This is a genomic window from Bradyrhizobium algeriense (assembly GCF_003062295.1).
Taxonomy (GTDB): domain Bacteria; phylum Pseudomonadota; class Alphaproteobacteria; order Rhizobiales; family Xanthobacteraceae; genus Bradyrhizobium; species Bradyrhizobium algeriense.
The window spans coordinates 1-16,699 of record NZ_PYCN01000007.1 but is presented as its reverse complement, the minus strand read 5'-3'; the positions used below and the strand labels follow the sequence as shown (position 1 = coordinate 16,699).

14 protein-coding genes and 1 pseudogene are annotated in these 16,699 nt (G+C 63.7%); 10 read left to right on the top strand and 5 right to left on the bottom strand.

Annotated elements, in window-relative coordinates:
* Positions 1 to 51: 51 nt before the first annotated feature.
* Positions 52 to 342, top strand: a complete 291-nt coding sequence (locus C7G61_RS15935) for an FAD assembly factor SdhE (RefSeq protein WP_108515769.1) — start codon at positions 52 to 54, stop codon at positions 340 to 342.
* Positions 339 to 3,857, top strand: coding sequence for a transcription-repair coupling factor (mfd, locus tag C7G61_RS15930; protein ID WP_108515767.1), 3,519 nt, complete (start codon positions 339 to 341; stop codon positions 3,855 to 3,857). Before C7G61_RS15935 ends, mfd begins: the two co-directional genes overlap by 4 nt.
* A gap of 123 nt (positions 3,858 to 3,980) precedes the next feature.
* Here mfd and C7G61_RS15925 read toward each other — a convergent pair whose 3' ends face one another.
* The 3 genes from C7G61_RS15925 to C7G61_RS15915 form a co-directional block, all read right to left on the bottom strand.
* Positions 3,981 to 5,225 (bottom strand): hypothetical protein, encoded by a 1,245-nt coding sequence (locus C7G61_RS15925; RefSeq protein ID WP_108515765.1) that lies wholly within the window; start codon positions 5,223 to 5,225, stop codon positions 3,981 to 3,983.
* A 93-nt stretch (positions 5,226 to 5,318) separates the two neighbouring features.
* Entirely contained in the window at positions 5,319 to 6,824 is a 1,506-nt protein-coding gene (locus tag C7G61_RS15920) for an AMP-binding protein (RefSeq protein ID WP_108515763.1), read from the bottom strand.
* Between the two features lie 46 nt (positions 6,825 to 6,870).
* A complete protein-coding gene (locus tag C7G61_RS15915) occupies positions 6,871 to 8,697 on the bottom strand; it encodes an extracellular solute-binding protein (protein WP_108515760.1) in 1,827 nt (608 codons plus the stop codon).
* Positions 8,698 to 8,957: 260 nt separating this feature from the next.
* On the opposite strand from C7G61_RS15915, the gene C7G61_RS15910 reads away from it, so the two are divergent.
* The gene (locus C7G61_RS15910) at positions 8,958 to 9,728 is read left to right on the top strand and encodes an invasion associated locus B family protein (RefSeq protein ID WP_108515758.1); all 771 of its coding nucleotides are present in this window, start codon (positions 8,958 to 8,960) and stop codon (positions 9,726 to 9,728) included.
* Between the two features lie 115 nt (positions 9,729 to 9,843).
* On the opposite strand, the gene hspQ is transcribed toward C7G61_RS15910, so the two are convergent.
* A complete protein-coding gene (gene hspQ, locus C7G61_RS15905) occupies positions 9,844 to 10,176 on the bottom strand; it encodes a heat shock protein HspQ (protein WP_108515756.1) in 333 nt (110 codons plus the stop codon).
* A 123-nt stretch (positions 10,177 to 10,299) separates the two neighbouring features.
* Between hspQ and C7G61_RS15900 the strand changes: the two genes are divergently transcribed.
* Positions 10,300 to 11,253, top strand: coding sequence for an AEC family transporter (locus C7G61_RS15900; RefSeq protein ID WP_108515754.1), 954 nt, complete (start codon positions 10,300 to 10,302; stop codon positions 11,251 to 11,253).
* Positions 11,254 to 11,389: 136 nt separating this feature from the next.
* On the opposite strand, the gene C7G61_RS15895 is transcribed toward C7G61_RS15900, so the two are convergent.
* Positions 11,390 to 12,580 (bottom strand): UbiH/UbiF family hydroxylase, encoded by a 1,191-nt coding sequence (locus tag C7G61_RS15895; protein WP_108515752.1) that lies wholly within the window; start codon positions 12,578 to 12,580, stop codon positions 11,390 to 11,392.
* 134 nt (positions 12,581 to 12,714) lie between these two features.
* On the opposite strand from C7G61_RS15895, the gene pcsA reads away from it, so the two are divergent.
* The 6 genes and pseudogenes from pcsA to C7G61_RS15870 all read left to right on the top strand — a co-directional run.
* Positions 12,715 to 13,449: a phosphatidylcholine synthase gene (gene pcsA, locus C7G61_RS15890; protein WP_108516306.1), complete on the top strand. Its 735-nt coding sequence runs from the start codon at positions 12,715 to 12,717 to the stop codon at positions 13,447 to 13,449.
* Positions 13,446 to 14,171, top strand: coding sequence for a TerC family protein (locus C7G61_RS15885; protein WP_108515750.1), 726 nt, complete (start codon positions 13,446 to 13,448; stop codon positions 14,169 to 14,171). The genes pcsA and C7G61_RS15885 overlap by 4 nt, the downstream gene beginning before the upstream one ends.
* A 94-nt stretch (positions 14,172 to 14,265) precedes the next feature.
* Complete coding sequence (locus tag C7G61_RS15880; protein WP_108515748.1) at positions 14,266 to 15,240, top strand: quinone oxidoreductase family protein; 975 nt, start codon at positions 14,266 to 14,268, stop codon at positions 15,238 to 15,240.
* 363 nt (positions 15,241 to 15,603) lie between these two features.
* Positions 15,604 to 16,077, top strand: coding sequence for a hypothetical protein (locus tag C7G61_RS15875; RefSeq protein ID WP_108515746.1), 474 nt, complete (start codon positions 15,604 to 15,606; stop codon positions 16,075 to 16,077).
* 55 nt (positions 16,078 to 16,132) lie between these two features.
* Positions 16,133 to 16,486, top strand: coding sequence for a hypothetical protein (locus C7G61_RS43935; RefSeq protein ID WP_145963629.1), 354 nt, complete (start codon positions 16,133 to 16,135; stop codon positions 16,484 to 16,486).
* A gap of 98 nt (positions 16,487 to 16,584) precedes the next feature.
* Positions 16,585 to 16,699: pseudogene (locus C7G61_RS15870) on the top strand (IS110 family transposase); the annotation flags it as partial.

Sequence of the window (16,699 nt, the reverse complement as noted above, 5' to 3'; positions counted from 1 at the left end):
AACCCCGCCCGGCAACGTCCGGGCTTTTGGCGTTCGGATGGGATCAGAGAAATGACGGGTACGACACGATCAAGCGGTGGCCTCGACGACCGCCGCAAGCGGCTTTTATTCCGCTGCTGGCATCGCGGTACCCGCGAGATGGATCTCATTCTCGGCCGTTTCGCGGATGCCGAGATATCGGGCATGCGCGATGACGAATTGGCCGAACTCGAACGCCTGATCGAGGTACCCGATCCCGATCTCTATGCCGCGGTGATCGGCGACACGCCGCTCGATCCGGAATATGCGACCGCGCTGTTCGACCGCATCAAGGCGTTTCGCGCCGTGGATCACGACGCATGAAGTCGCCTGTCAAATCGCCTGCCGCGCTGCTGGCTCCGGGCCGTGCGCTGACCTTTGCCAACGTTGCCGAAGGCGCCGAGGGGCTGGTCGTATCCGATCTGGCGCGCGCGGTGGCGGCACGGCCAAAACCGCCGGCAGTCAGCCTTGCCGTCGTCTGCCGCGACGGCCCGCGGATGCAGCAACTCGCGCGGGCGCTGGAGTTCTTCGCCCCCGATTTGCCGGTCATGCAGTTTCCGGCCTGGGACTGCCAGCCCTATGACCGGGTATCGCCGCATGGCGGCATCCTGGCGCAGCGCCTGACCACGCTGGCGCGGCTGGCGCGCCTGCAGGGCAGCGACAAGCCGCTGATCGTGCTGACGACGGTCAACGCCATCGTGCAGCGCGTGCCGGCGCGCGAGGTGGTGGCGGCGCAGGCGCTGTCGGTGGCGCCCGGCCATGTCGTGCCGATGGACTCGATCGTGGCCTGGCTGGAGCACAATGGCTACAACCGCTCCTCGACCGTGCGCGAGCCCGGCGAATACGCTGTGCGCGGCGGTATCCTCGATCTGTTTCCGGCCGGTCTCGACCAGCCCGTGCGGTTCGACTTCTTCGGCGACAGCCTTGAATCGATCCGTACGTTCGACGCGGAAACCCAGCGAACGCTGCTCGACATGCGCGCGCTCGATCTGGTTCCGGTCTCGGAATTTCAGCTCGTCACCGAAACCATCCGTCGCTTTCGCATGGGCTATGTCGCGACCTTCGGCGCGCCGCAGCGCGACGACCTGCTCTATGAGGCCGTCAGCGAGGGCCGCCGCCATCCCGGCATGGAGCATTGGCTGCCGCTGTTCCAGGAGCGGATGGATACGCTGTTCGACTATCTCGACGGCGCGCCGGTTGCGATCGAGCCGCAGAGCGAGGACGCCGCGCGCGAACGCTTCAAGCAGATCCAGGATTATTATGAGGCCAGGCGCGAGGCGCTGGAACACCCAAGCTCCGGCGCGATCTACAAGCCATTGCCGCCGGATCGGCTCTACCTGACGGAAGCCGAGTGGACCGAGCGCCTCAGCGAGGCCGCACTGGCACGGTTGACGCCATTTGCGGTGCCTGAGGGCAGCGCTGATGTGTTCGACGCCGGTGCGCGGCAGGGCCGCAATTTCACGCCCGAGCGCGCCGACGGTTCGGTCAACGTGTTCGAAGCCGTGGTGGCGCACGTGCTGGCGTTGCAGGCGCAGCGCAAGAAGGTGGTGATCACGCTGTGGAGCGAAGGCTCCCGCGACCGCATGGGTAGCATGCTGCGGGATCACAAGCTCGCCAATCTCACCAGCGTCAACGCCTGGCGTACGGTGCAGGCGACGCCGCGTAACGAGGCCATGCTGGCGGTTGTCGGCATGGAGAGCGGTTTTGAGACCGACGAATTCGCCGTCATCAGCGAGCAGGACATTCTCGGCGACCGCCTGGTACGGCCGCGCAAATCGAGCCGCAAGCTCGACAACTTCATCTCGGAGGTCACGAGCCTTTCGACCGGCGATCTCGTGGTCCATGTCGAGCACGGCATCGGACGCTTCGTCGGATTGCAGACCATCGAGGTCGGCGGCGCGCCGCATGACTGCCTCGAACTGCATTATGCCGCCGAAACAAAACTGTTCCTGCCGGTCGAAAACATCGAACTGCTGTCACGCTACGGCTCCGACCACGCCAATGTCGAACTCGACAGGCTGGGCGGCGGCGGCTGGCAGGCGCGCAAGGCGAAACTCAAGAACCGCATCCGCGAGATTGCCGGCGAACTGATCAAGATCGCGGCCGAGCGGCATTTGCATGAAGCGCCGAAAATGCCGGTGCAGCCGCATGTCTATGACGAGTTCTGCGCGCGCTTCCCGTATGAGGAAACCGAGGACCAGTTAGGGGCCATCACGTCCACGCTGAAGGATCTCGAAAGCGGCAGGCCGATGGACCGGCTGATCTGCGGCGACGTCGGCTTCGGCAAGACGGAAGTGGCGCTGCGCGCGGCGTTTGCCGTCGCGCTCGATGGCAAGCAGGTCGCCGTCGTGGTGCCGACCACGCTGCTCGCGCGGCAGCACAGCAAGAATTTTGCCGAACGTTTTCGCGGTTTCCCGGTCAATGTCGCGCAGGCCTCCCGTCTGATTCCGGCCAAGGAACTGACGCAGGTCAAGAAGGGGTTGACCGACGGTAATGTCGACATCGTGGTCGGCACCCATGCGCTGCTCGGCAAGGCGATCAAGTTCAGAGATTTAGGGCTTCTGATCGTCGACGAGGAACAGCATTTTGGCGTCAGCCACAAGGAGCGGCTGAAGCAATTGCGCGCGCAAGTACACGTGCTGACGCTGAGCGCCACGCCGATCCCGCGCACGCTGCAGCTGGCGCTGACCGGCGTGCGCGACCTCTCGATCATCGCTTCGCCCCCGGTCGATCGCCTCGCGGTGCGCACCTTCGTGGCGCCGCACGATCCCTTGATGATTCGCGAGGCGCTGCTGCGCGAACGCTACCGCGGCGGCCAGGCGTTCTACGTGGTGCCGCGGATCGAGGACCTCGCCAGCGTCAAGGATTTCCTCGACAAGAACGTGCCGGAGATGAAGGTCGCGGTCGCGCACGGCCAGATGCCGCCGACCGTGATCGAAGACATCATGTCGGCGTTCTACGATGGCAAATACGACATCCTGCTCTCGACCACGATCATCGAGTCCGGCCTCGATATCCCGACCGCCAACACGCTGATCGTGCACCGCGCCGACATGTTCGGGCTGGCGCAGCTCTATCAGCTGCGCGGCCGGGTGGGGCGTTCGAAGCTGCGGGCCTATGCGCTGTTCACATTGCCGGCGCAGCAGAAGATCACAGCCCAGGCCGAGCGGCGGCTGAAAGTGCTGCAGTCGCTGGAAACGCTCGGCGCGGGCTTCCAGCTGGCCTCGCACGACCTCGACATCCGCGGCGCCGGCAATCTGCTCGGCGAGGAGCAGTCCGGCCACATCAAGGAAGTCGGCTTCGAGCTCTATCAGTCGATGCTGGAGGAGGCGATCCTCAACCTCAAGGCCGGCGTGGTGGAGCCCGCGGCCGACCGCTGGTCGCCGCAGATCACCATCGGCATGCCGGTGCTGATCCCCGAGGATTACGTCAACGACCTCGCCGTGCGGCTGTCGCTGTACCGGCGGCTCGCCGATCTCGAGACCGACGAGGAGATCGACAATTTCGCCGCCGAAATGCGCGACCGCTTTGGCGTGCTGCCGGATGAAGTGCGCTATCTCTTCAAGGTCGCGGCCATCAAGGCCTATTGCCGCAGAGCCAATGTCGAGAAGGTCGATGCCGGACCGAAGGGCGCGGTGATCTCGTTCCGCGACAACAAATTCGCGCAACCGGACCGGCTGGTGTTCTTCATCCGCCAGCACGGCCAGGCCGCGAAGGTGCGACCGGACATGAAGGTGGTGTTCCTGCAGACATGGAAGACGCCGGAGGAGCGGTTGATGGGCACGACCGAGATCTTGCGGCAACTCGCCAATCTCGCGGAGAGCAAGAAGGCGGCGTAAATGGTTAGGCGCAGCGCCATCTCCGCGTCATTGCGAGCGAAGCGAAGCAATCCATCTATCCCCGAGCCGAACCGTGGATTGCTTCGCTTCGCTCGCAATGACGGGGATAGATCTGGCGGCGCTTCACGACGCCGCGCGATGCGCCTCTTCCTGCAGTCGTGACCGCAGCGATTTTGCGGAATCGTTCGGCAGCAGCGTTGCCACGGTGACCGCCGGCTCCGATCGAGCGTCGCGCGTGCCGTGGCTGGTATGGCGCATCACGCTCGACAGCCGCCGCGCGATGGTGTGTGCCGTCTTCAGGTCGGTTTCGGCAAAGACCACGACAACCGAGCCGTCTTGCTGGGCGGCGCCGAAATCCATTTGCCGCATCAGGCGGCTGATGATCCGCGCACCGTCGAATTGCGCGCGAGGATGCTCGGGATCGAACGCAAAGCGTGCAACCGACAATCCGCCGCCGCGCTGCTGCGTCTGGTAGATGGCGCTGGCGAAATCGCGCTCGAAAGCCTCCCGGGTGAGCAGGCCGGTCCGCGCGTCGATCAGGCCGTCGGCGTCGATGGCCTTCAGCGTGCGGCTCAGATGCGCTTCGAAGGCATGTTGGCGGATCAGTGGCAGCGCCGCCGCAACCACCAGGGTGGCGTCGTCGGAGACGATTTCGAGGTTCGGCAGGTCGTAGGCCGGCGCCAGATTGTTTGCCGTCACGACGACGGGAAGGTTGCGGAAACGGGCATCCTCCGTCAGCACGGTGAGGAAGGCGTCGACCACGCGCGGGCTGAAACCTTCACCGAGCACGATGCCGTCGATGTCTCTGACGTTGAGATGCTTCGCCGCCGCCTCGATCGAAAGTGCGCCGACCACGCCGGTGCGCTCGCCAAGCGCGACCGACAATGTCGGATAGGCGCCGCCGCGGCCGATCAGCAGCACGGTAGCGTCGCGCGCCGGATCGATATGCGACAGCGCCATCGACGTTGCGGGCACCAGCCGCCGGCGCATCACGGTCGCATGGAGCGAGCGCACGCGTAGCGCGGCACGCAGGCGGGCCACCAGACGGTCGGAGCCGCCTTGAGGGTGCGAGGTTTGGGTCTGAAAGAAGGGAATAACGTTGTCCGGATGCGGGAGCCGCGGGTCGACCGCGATCAGCGGCAGATATGGCTGGCGTGCTGCAGCCCGCGCTGCCAGCTCCGCGAGGCCAGCTGCATCGGTGTCGGAGGTATCAGCCAGCACGGCGGCCGGTTGCACCTGTTCGACGGCGCGCACCGCGTCCGCCCACTCGGTCTCGACCACCGGAAACAGCTTCGCGAGGTCGAGCGTGGCGGCAAAGGACGGCCGTCTCGCGGTCGACACGACGAGGATCGGACCTTGCTGGGACATCTTGGGAAACTCGGATCAAGCGCGCATCTGGAGCCTGCGACTCTAGTTTGCGGCGCTTAATGCGGCGTCAACGCCGGCCTCGCCTGGAGGCTCTCAGGCCGCGCTGCTCCGATCGCGAAATGCTTCTACCATCAATGGGTTAAGACCGAGCTCTGTCAGCGCGTCGCGGGCGCGCGCATTGTCGAGCGCGCGGCCGGCGAGCCGGTGGCCGCTGAGGCGGTCGGGCAATGCGGTCAAGAGCGCGCCTTGGCCTAGTCGCCGCGCCCACTCTTGCAGGTCCTGCGCCAGGAAGCGGTAGCCGCCGACGGCCATGACGCCGGACGGCGGCGCGGTGATGTTGATCGCGCCGGTCACGCGGTCGAGCCGCGCTGCGTAATCCGTATCGACGTAGTCGCGCGGCGGCGAGGCGATCAGGGAGTCGCTCGGCGGCGGAGGCGGTGCATAGGCTGCGACCGGCACCATCGGCCCGCGCAATCCCAACGTGCCGCGCGGCGTCAGCAGGATCTCGCCCGCGATCGACGATCCCGGCAACTCGCGGGGCGCGCCGTGGGGGCCGGGCTTGATCAGCGCCGGCGAGCCGTCCTCCGCGATCCGGCGCGCGCCGAACAATCCGGCCTCGCCGAACAGATAGACATCCGTCAGCGTCGCCTGCTGCGCGGTCCAGCACGCGCTGGAGCCGACCTGTTCCGGCGTGCGCCACAGGCCGACGACATTGCGCAGGCTCGGCATCCGCGCAGCGAGGTCCATTTCGTCCAGCCGCAGCGCCAGTTGAGCCGGTGCAATCAGCGTATCGCAGGCCTGCTCGATGATCTGTTGTTCCAGCGCCTCCTCGTCGAACGGATGGTGCAGCACCAGCGTTCCGCCCGACAAGAGCCAGACCGCCAGCGACGAGGCAAGGCCGGCAAACGACATCGGCGAGAAGGCCGACAGCACCGTTGCGCCCTGCGGCACGTCGCTTTCGAGCGACATGGAAAGGCCGCCGGCAATCAGGCCGAGATGGGCGCGCGGAACCGGCCGGAAGCCGTCCGAGGTGACGTCGAAGGAAATCAGCGCTGCCTTGCGGCCGTCCTGGATCACGGCGCGCGAGGTCAGGGATTCCCGGAAAATCGCGTTGTCGAGCGAGGCCATGCCTTCGGGCAGGTCGCTGCCAAAGCCGCAGACATGGCGGATCGAGAACGCTTCGGCGGCGGCGTTCATGGCGATGTCCGAATAGACCACGCCGTCGATCTTGCCCGAGGTCACGATCCCCCGCGCGGCGGTGCGGTTGAGCGCCATGGTCAATTCCGACTGCCGCCAGAGCAGCGGCAACACCGCGACGACGAGGCCGGCGCGGAAGGCGGCGAGCACGGTGAGCGCGAATTCGATGGTGTTGGGTAGTTGAACCGCGATCACGGAATTCGACGGCAAGCCGGATTCGATGAAATGCGCTGATAGCGACGAGATCATGCGGTCGGCCTGCGCGAAGGTAAGACGCTTCGGCGGCTGCCCCGTGATGCGCTGCTTGTTGAGGGGGTCGACCAGCGCCAGCGCATCCGGCTGTCGCGCCAGGTTCCGTTTGAACAATGTATCGAGCGTTGGCGAAGCGGTGGGCTGGGTCACGGCGTTACTTCGGCTCTGTCACGGGGGTTGCATCACTTGGGTGAGTTCACTTCGTTCCCGGCTTCTGCCACCAGGTTTCCGGCAGATAGCCCGTCAACGCGGTCGCTACAGGTCGTTCTACCCGATTCCAGCGCGCGATCCATTGCTCCTGCACGTTAATAACGGGGATAGCGTAGAAGCCCGACATCAGGACGCGGTCGAGCGCCCGTACCGCGGAGACGAAAGCCGGGCGCTCGCGTGCCTCGAGCAGCGCCGCGATCAGGGCGTCGATGGCGGGCTCCTTCGCCCCCATGTAATTCCGCGTGCCGGGAATGTCGGCGGCCTGGCTGCCAAAGTAGAAGGACTGCTCGTTGCCGGGGGATAGCGATTGATCCCAGCGGTTCTGCAGCATGTCGAACTCGTAGCCGAGCCGGCGCTGGTCGAACTGCACAGGATCGACCGCGCGAACGCTGGCCTCGATGCCAGCGCGCTTGAGGTCGCGCTGATAGGCCAGTGCGATCCGCTCCTGATCGCGCGTCGTCACCAGGATTTCGAAGGCGAGGGGGACTTTGGTCGCGCGCTGCCGCAACACGGTTCCATCAAGCTCGTAACCGGCTTCCGACAGCAATTTGAGCGCGCTGCGCAGCGTCGTGCGATCGCGGCCCGATCCGTCGGTGACGGGCAGGCGGTAGCTGCCGTCGAGAATATCCGGCCGGATGCGCTCGGTGAACGGTTTCAAAAGCTCGCGCTCGCGATCGTCGGCCGGACGACCATAGGCTGAGAGTTCCGACCCGGCGAAGAAGCCCGCTGAGCGCGTATAGAGCCCGAAAAAGTAATTCCGGTTGATCCACTCGAAATCGAACAACAGCGTCAGCGCCTGACGTACGCGGATATCGGAAAAGATCGGACGCCGCGTGTTGAACACCAGGAATTCCGACGGCTGCGGCATCCCGATCTTAATGGTATCGCGGATCACCTCGCCGTTGTGGGCCGCCGGAAAATCGTAGCCGTCGTGCCAGCGCAGCGGTTCGTGCTCGACGCGGAAGTCGTAGAGGCCGCGCTTGAACGCCTCGAACAGGCCGTTGGATTCGCGATAGAAGTCGAGCCTGATCTCGGCGAAGTTCCACAACCCGCGATTGACCGGCAGGTCGCGGCCCCAGTATTCGGGATTGCGGGTCAGCGTGACGCTGGCGCCCGGCTTGATGGCGGTGACGCTATAGGGGCCGGAACCGATCGGTCCGGTCATCGTGGTTTCCTCGAACGTCGCGGGATCGACCGCGTGGCGCGGCAGGACCGGCATCAGGCCGAGGATCAGCGGCAGCTCGCGGTCGTTGGCGCCGCCGAAATCGAACCGCACGGTGAGTGGGTCTGGCGCTTCGGCCTTTGCGACCTTGGAATAATACTGCCGGTGATTCGGGCGGCCCTTATCGCGCAGCAGCTCCCACGAAAACAGGACGTCGTCTGCCGTGACCGGCTTGCCATCGGCGAAGCGCGCCTTGGGGTCGAGGCGGAAGGTGATATAGCTGCGCGCGTCGTCGGTCTCGACGCTTTTGGCCAGCAAGCCGTAAAGCGTGAAAGCCTCGTCATTGCCGCGCGCCATCAGACTCTCGACCACAAAGCCCCGCATCTGCTGAACGGCGATGCCGCGTACGATCATTGGATTGAGGCTGTCGAAGGTTCCGAGTATGCCCCAGACCAGCCGCCCACCCTTCGGCGCATCGGGGTTGGCGTAGGGCATATGCGTGAAGTTGGGGGGAAGGGCCGGTGCGCCGTGCATCGCCAGCGCGTGGCTTTCGGCTGCCTTTGCTGCGCAGAACGGCGCGAGCGGCGTTACACCCAGCGCGAGGGCAACACACGCCAACACACGCAGGCGAATACGCCCGCAAACGGTCATAGGCTGGCAGGGATTTGATTCGAAAATGCGCACCCGAAAGCTTTACCATAGGCTTCGGCCTGGACCTTCGGGGAATGCCAAAGATGCCTGTCGGCATTGATCTTTTCGCCTGTCGCTGTATTGAAGGCGGGCAATTGATGATGGCGGGAACACCTGTCACGTATCCGCCTCAATTGCCAACGAGACAGCCGCCTCAGCGCGGCTAGGTGTCGGTGCCTGTAGCGGTTTCGGGCGCTGCGGTTCAGAAAGGGTTTTCCGCAATGAATTTCCGTATCTTGGCCGGGTCGATCCGGCCGCGTGGGCAGATCATCGCCCTGTTGGCGGCCTCGGCATTGTCGGCAACGTTGATCGCTTCGGGCGCGCAGGCCCAGCAGCCGGCGCCCGGCGCGCCGAAGGCGCCTCCGAAGGCCGCTCCCAAGGCTCCGGCCGCGCAAGCCCCTCCGGCTGGCGCTCCTCCCGCCGGCGCTGCCCCCCAGCCGCAGGAACAGCAAGTCCAGCTGATCTACGCGCCCTGGACCAAGTTCTGCCTCAAGGGTCAGGAAGCCGGCGCCAAGCAGGTTTGCTTCACCGGCAAGGACGGCCGCATCGAGTCCGGCCAGCCCGTCATCGCCGCCGTCATCATCGAGCCGGAAGGCGAGCCGAAGAAGCTCTTGCGCGTGACACTGCCGCTCGGCATGCAGCTGGTGCACGGAACCCGGATCATCGTCGACAGCAATGCGCCGCTGCAGGGCCCCTACGTCATCTGCTTCCAGAACGGCTGCATGTCCGACTACGAAGCAACGCCCGAGCTGATCGCCAGCTTGAAGAAGGGCCAGAATCTCGTTGTTCAGGCGATCAATTCCAACGGCGCGCCGCTGACGCTGCCGCTGCCGCTCACGGGTGAATTCGCCAAGGCCTATGACGGTCCGCCGACCGATCCGAAGGTGTTCGAGGAAAACCAGAAGAAGCTGCAGGAAGAGCTGCAGAAGCGTGCTGAAGAGCAGCGCAAGAAGCTCGAGGGTGGCGGCGGCGCCAATCCGGCGGCGAAGTAAGAGCCGCATCGCTCGACAAAACACAAAAGGCGCCCGGGCAGGGCGCCTTTTTTATTTCGGCTTCTATCGTGCCGGTCAGTGAGGAGGCCCGACCCGCGGCCTCGCGTCGGCCGCGCTAATTCAGCGACGGATTGCGCGGGCGATAGCCGCCCGACTTGTCCTTCACGAAGATCTCGGCCACCTGCGAATGGCGGATCGGCTCGCCGGAATCGTCCGGCAGCAGGTTTTGTTCGGAGACATAGGCGACGTATTCGGACTCCGAATTTTCCGCGAGCAGGTGATAGAACGGCTGATCCTTGTGAGGCCGAAGCTCCTCGGGAATCGACAACCACCATTCCTCGGTATTGTTGAATTCCGGATCGATGTCGAAAATCACGCCCCGGAATGAAAACACCCGGTGGCGGACGATCTGCCCGATCTGAAATTTGGCGGTGCGCGCTTTGATCATGTTCCGTCGAATAGACCATGATTGTGGCCGATGCTAGGGGCAATAGGACGAATTAACCTTTACATGTGGTGGCCACGTCCGGCGCCATGCCCCAGAAATCACTGACGAAAAGACGTTTTCGAGATGGTCGATATCCTCAACCTCGCGCTTCCCTATTTTGGATTGATTTTCATCGGCTTTGCCTGCGGCAAGACCAGAGGGCTGCCGGAATCGGGGCTCGCCTGGATGAACTTCTTCCTGCTGTACGTTTCTCTGCCGGCGTTGCTGTTTCGCATCATGTCGGAGACACCGTTTTCCGAACTGAACAACCCGCCATTCCTGATCGCGACGACGGTCGGCACGGTCAGCGCTTTCGTGCTGGCGATGGTGACAGGGCGGATCATCGGCGACCTCTCGCTGCGCAAGGCGACGATCTCGGGCCTTGCCGGTGCCTACGGAAATATCGGCTACATGGGACCGGGGCTGGCGCTGGCGGTGCTTGGCAGCAAGGCGGCGGCGCCGACGGCGCTGATCTTCTGCTGCGACAGCATTTTCCTGTTCTCGATCGTGCCGCTGTTGATGGCGCTGACCGATCGCAAGCATCCGTCCTTCCTGCACGCGATTGGCGTCGCCGTGCGGCAGATCGTGCTGAACCCGCTGATCATGTCGGCTGCCGCCGGGGCGCTCGCTGCGGCGCTACAAATTCAATTACCCGTTGCGGTCGACAAAACGCTGCTGTTCCTGCAGAACGCGGCCGCCCCGACCGCGCTGTTCGTGCTCGGCGTCACCGTGGCATTGCGCCCGTTCGATCGCGTGCCCTGGGAAGTGCCCGGCGTGATCGCGATCAAGCTGCTGGTCCATCCGCTGATCGTGTTCGGCTTGATGCTGCTGTTCGGGCCGTTCGCGCAGCCGTGGGCGGCGACCGCGGTCCTGATGGCAGCGCTGCCGCCGGCGCTGAACGTGTTCGTGATGGCGCGGCAGAACAATACCTGGATCGAGCCGGCGTCGGTCGCCGTCCTGATCGGGACCTTCGCCTCCGTGGTCACGCTGACCAGCGTGATGTGGTTCATCCAGAGCGGCCGGCTGGTGTTTCCGTAGGGGGCGGGTTCTCGAAACATAAAAGATCGAAAACAACCCCATGCAAAGTAGAAAACACGCGTAGCCCGGGCGAGCGAAGCACCCCCGGGGACCGGTTCCCGGGGTCGCTTCGCTCGCCCGGGCTACGGCAGTGTAGTCAGCTGACGCGCTTCCAGGTCGGCGCCAGCCCCTCGCGCATCGCGAGCCGCCGCAGCGGGCCGAACGAACCCAGCAGGTGCATGCCCGCCGCGCGCAGCGATTGCATGCCCAAGAAATCGCTGAGCAATGAACGGTTGGCGACATCGATGGCGATCAGCCGGCTTGCGACGTCGGCGCGGCGGGCGGACTGATAACGCGCCAGCACCGCCAGCGATCCGGGATCCTCCCCGAGCGAGATCGCACCGCCTGCGATATCGGCGATATCGGCGGCATCGCGCAATCCCATGTTGAGGCCCTGCGCGCCGATCGGCGGCACCACATGGGCGGATTCGCCAACCAGCGCGACACGATGGCTGGCGAATTGGTCGGGACGCTCGATCGTCAGCGGAAAGATGTTGCGGCCGGCTTCAACCTGGACGCGGCCGAGAATGGAGTGCGACTGCGTTTCCGCGGCCTCCGACAATTCGTCGTCACTGAGCGACATCAACCGCTCGGCTTCCCTGGTCGCCGAGACCCACACCACGCTGCAGCGGTTGCCGGGCAGGGGCACGAATACGCACGGACCTTGCGGAGTGTGAAACTCGGTGGAGATGCCGTTGTGCGGCCGCGAATGGGAAATGTTGAAGGTCAGCGCCGACTGGTGCAGGTCGCGGCGGCTGATGCCGATTCCGGCCGCCTCGCGGGAAGGCGATTGCCGCCCGTCGGCGCCGATCACCAGCCGCGCGGTGAGCTGCTCGCCCTTGCCGGTATGAATGGTGACGATCGCGTCCTGCGGATCGATCGTTGCCGCCTCATCGTCAAATCGGGTCAGGTTCGAAAGCCCGGCGGCGCGCTCTTCGAGGGCGACCATCAGCGAGCGGTTGTCGATGTTGTAGCCGAACTGTTCGAGACCGATCTCCTCCGAGGAAAATCGCACCTCGGGCGCGCGGATCAACCGGCCGGTGTCATCGACGAGGCGCATGGTCCGCAAGGCGGCGGCCTTGTCGCGGCAGCGGGACCAGACCTCCAGGCGTTCGAGCAGCTCGGTGGAAGCCCCGAGCAGCGCCGTGGTGCGGTTGTCGGCATAGGGGACACGGCGGGCGAGCAGGGCGGTTCTCGCGCCAGTCGCGGCCAGCGCGATGGCCGCGGTCAATCCCGCCGGACCGCCGCCGATCACGGCGGCGTCATAAACTTGCGATGCATCGTTCATATTGGGACAATCGACGTTCGGGGCGGCATTTTCAAGCCATCAACTGGCCGAAATGTTTCCGCCCTATCGCGCGGCGGAACGCCGCAAGCGCCGATATGCAAATCGAAGCGATTCCTGATAGCACTGCCGGAGCAATGGACCCGACAACCGAGCCAGATTCCGCACCCGCGACCAACCGAATGCGGACCGCAGCATTCGCCGTGCATGTCTTCACGGCGATGGGCGCGGGCATTGCGTTGCTGGCGATGCTGGAGGCCGTGCGCGAACACTGGGCCAACATGTTCGGCTGGCTTGGCGTCGCCTTGATCATCGATGCGATCGATGGCCCGCTGGCGCGAAAACTGGAGGTCGTTCGGTTGCAGCCGAACTGGTCGGGCGAGGTGCTCGATCTCGTCGTCGATTACGTGACCTACGTCTTCGTGCCGGCCTATGCCATCACCGCTAGCGGGATGCTGCTGCCGGTGGTGGCGCCGATTCTCGGCATCGGCATTATGGTGTCGGGTGCGCTCTATTTCGCGGACCGGCGCATGAAGGCGTCGGACAATCACTTCCGCGGCTTCCCGGCGCTGTGGAACGTCGCGGCGTTTTATTTGTTCTTGCTACACTTGCCGCCCGTGCTTTCCAGCCTCGGCATCGCTGTTCTGATCGCGCTCACATTCGCCCCGTTTCATGTCGTGCACCCGGTCCGGGTGGTGCGTCTGCGCTGGCTGACCCTGTGGCTGATGGCCATCGGAGCCGTGCTCGCGATATATACGCTCGCCCGCGATTTCGACGTGGGCGCTCCGATCGTCGCGGGGTTGTGCGCTATCGCGGTCTACATAATAGGAAGTGACGCGGTGATCCGGCGAATAAAGTCGTTCAAGGCATGATGGAATTACTGACGAGCCCGGAAGCCTGGGCAGCGCTGCTGACATTGACGGCGCTGGAAATCGTGCTCGGCATCGACAATGTCATTTTCATTTCGGTGATCGTGTCGCGCATTCCTCCCGCGCAGGCCAAACGCGCACGCCAGATCGGTTTGCTTCTTGCGCTGGTGTTTCGCATCATACTGCTCAGCGTGCTGGTGTGGCTGATCGGCCTGACGGAGCCCGTCGTCACCGTGAGAAACGTCGAGTTTTCGTGGCGCGACATCATCCTGATAGGCGGCGGGGCGTTCCTGATTGCCAAGGCGACGCATGAAATACATGGCGAGGTCGAGGCCGGCGACGCCGAACCTGATGGCGAACCAAAGGCCAGCGCATTTTTCTGGGTGATCGTTCAGATCATCATCATCGACATGGTGTTTTCGCTGGACTCAATCATCACCGCGATCGGCATGGCGCAGGATCTCGAAATCATGATCGCGGCCGTCGTGATCGCGTGCATCGTCATGTACGTCTCGTCGGGCCCGGTGGCGCGGTTTGTGGCAAATCATCCGACCACAAAAATGCTGGCGCTGGCGTTCCTGGTGCTGATTGGCGTGGCGCTGGTCGCGGACGGTTTCCAATTCCATATCCCGCGCGGCTACATCTATTTTGCCATGCTGTTCGCGGCCGCCGTCGAACTGTTCAATGTGCTCGCCAGGCGCAACCGCCGGAAGGCCGCCCGGTAGCCGGTTTCGGCCGGCGAGTTGACATCCGGGCGGCGATGGCTTTCGTTTCGCTTTCAAGTTGGGTGCTTCAGGAAATACCGAGGGAGAGACTGTCATGACCAAGGCCGTGCGCGTGCACAAGGTGGGGGGTCCGGAAGCCCTGGTGTATGAGGACGTGGACGTGCCGGCGCCGGGACCGGGCGAGGTCCGTATCCGTCAGCACGCCGTCGGCCTGAATTTCATCGACGTCTACTTCCGCACCGGCCTCTACAAGGCGCCGGGACTGCCGTTCATCGCCGGAAACGAAGCCGCGGGCGAGGTCGTGGCGGTCGGGACGGGCGTCACCAATTTTCACCCCGGCGATCGCGTCGCCTACTATTTCACGCTCGGCGGCTACGCCAGCGAGCGGGTGATCCCGGCGGACAAGCTGGTCAAGCTGCCCGACCATATCACCTACGAGCAGGGCGCCGTCTTGATGCTCAAGGGGCTGACGGTCTGGTACCTCCTGCACAAGACCTTCAAGGTCGAGCCCGGCCACCGGGTGCTGATCCATGCCGCCGCGGGCGGCATTGGCTTACTCGCCTGCCAGTGGGCAAAGGCGCTCGGCGCGCATGTGATCGGTACCGTGGGCTCCAAGCCAAAAGCCGACCTCGCGCTCGCCAATGGCTGCGACCACGTCATCCTCTACAATGAGGAGGACTTCGTGGCGCGGGTCAAACAGATCAGCCGCAACGAACTTTGCGATGTCGTCTATGACGGCGTCGGCAAGACCACTTTCCCGGGCTCGCTGTCGTGCTTGCGGCCACGCGGCCTGTTCGTGAGTTTTGGCAACGCCTCCGGCCCGGTACCGCCGTTCCCGCTCGCCGAACTCAACAATCACGGCTCGCTGTTCGCGACGCGGCCAAAACTCAACGACTACGTCTCTACCCGCAAGGAACTGCTCGAAGGCGCCGACACGCTGTTCGCCGCCGTCATCAACGGCAAGCTCCACGTGCCGATCAATCATGCGTATGCGCTGAAGGATGCGGCGAAGGCGCATACGGAGCTTGAGAGCCGTGCGACGACGGGGGCGGCGATTTTGCGGCCGTAGTCTTACGCAAGATCGCACCTCAGACTCGTCATGCCCGGCCTTGTGCCGGGCATCCACGTCTTTGCAGCCGGAAAGAAAGACGTAGATGGCCGGGACCTCTAGTCGGTAGCTTCAGCCAAATTGAACGGGGTGAGGGCTTGCTCGATGTCCGCCATGCCCCGATAGCGACCGAGTTTTGCATGGCAGGAAATTTCGCGATGTGCCAACAGCGGAAGTGCCACTTTAATTCGGTGGATGTTGAGTTTGTTAACGGTAAACCCGTCCAGACCACGATCATCTCGGCAGTTTCGACTAAATTTGCCTCATGAGGCGATTTTTGATCTTTGGGTTGCTCGGCCCCGCTTGTTGCGCATGAGACAGGTCATGAACGTTCGAACGAAGGCAGTTGTTGTCGCCTACCTGACGATCTGGACCACGACCGTGGCATATCTGGCTGTGGTGACGATTCGGCCACTCTATCCTGACCTAGTGCGCGTTTGGATAGGCGCGTTGGGGTTGCTTCCGACGCTGACCCCATTCATCGCATTCTTCCTCGCTTTCGGCCAGGCAATGAGCGTGACACGAAAGCGCAACGCAATTGATAAATGGATGCTCGCCCGCTACTTCCTCGGCGCTCCTATCTGCATCTTTCTGACGCTTCTGACTATCATCTCCCTGCTCACGTTTACCCTCGCTCCGGTCACATTTTACTTGGGTCTGGTCTATGGCGCTGTTCCACTGATGGCCGGCACAGCGATTCACTTGGTCGGAATGGTGCCGTTGTACTATCTGGATAGATGGCTGCACCCGCCCGCCCAATCTCGGATATCAGCGGCGATTGCGTCCGAAGTCGGCTAGAGACAATGGCGGAAGTGCCTCGATAGTGAGGTACGAGATAGCATCATGAAGCCCATTGCAGTCATTTTCGGCATCCTGCTCGCTCGCTGCGATTTGGTCGCCCATAGTCGGTCCGTATATCGCCATTGTGGTGATTACAGCTTCTGCAATGCCGGTCCTCACGGTTCACGAAAAGATCGCACCGCTATCTGATAAGATTGGCAGTGTTGTCGGACAGCCGGGCATGAATGTCACGGTTGGGTTGATCGTTTCAATTGCGATTGCCGTCGTCGCAATTTGCTTAGTTTGCGCGGCTTTCGATCCGCTACAGCGGCGGGCAAGAGAATATGCAGGCGCGGCAACAACGGTAGTTGGCATATTTGCGGTAGTGCTTTCTTCCTATTTACGTTTCAAGTTCCCCAACTGGTAATGGCGAGGCTCCATATCTGCTAATGGAATGGTCCGGCCGTGCTCCGGCCCTGCCAGTACGAGAAACTGGCAAGGGGCGCTCAAGACGAGGAGCACGCCATGTCTCAGAAACTCAACGCAGCGATCGCCGTGATCGGCATCGATATCGGCAAGAACTCGTTCCACCTCGTGGGTCATGATGACCGCGGCGCCATCGTGCTGCGGCAGAGGTGGT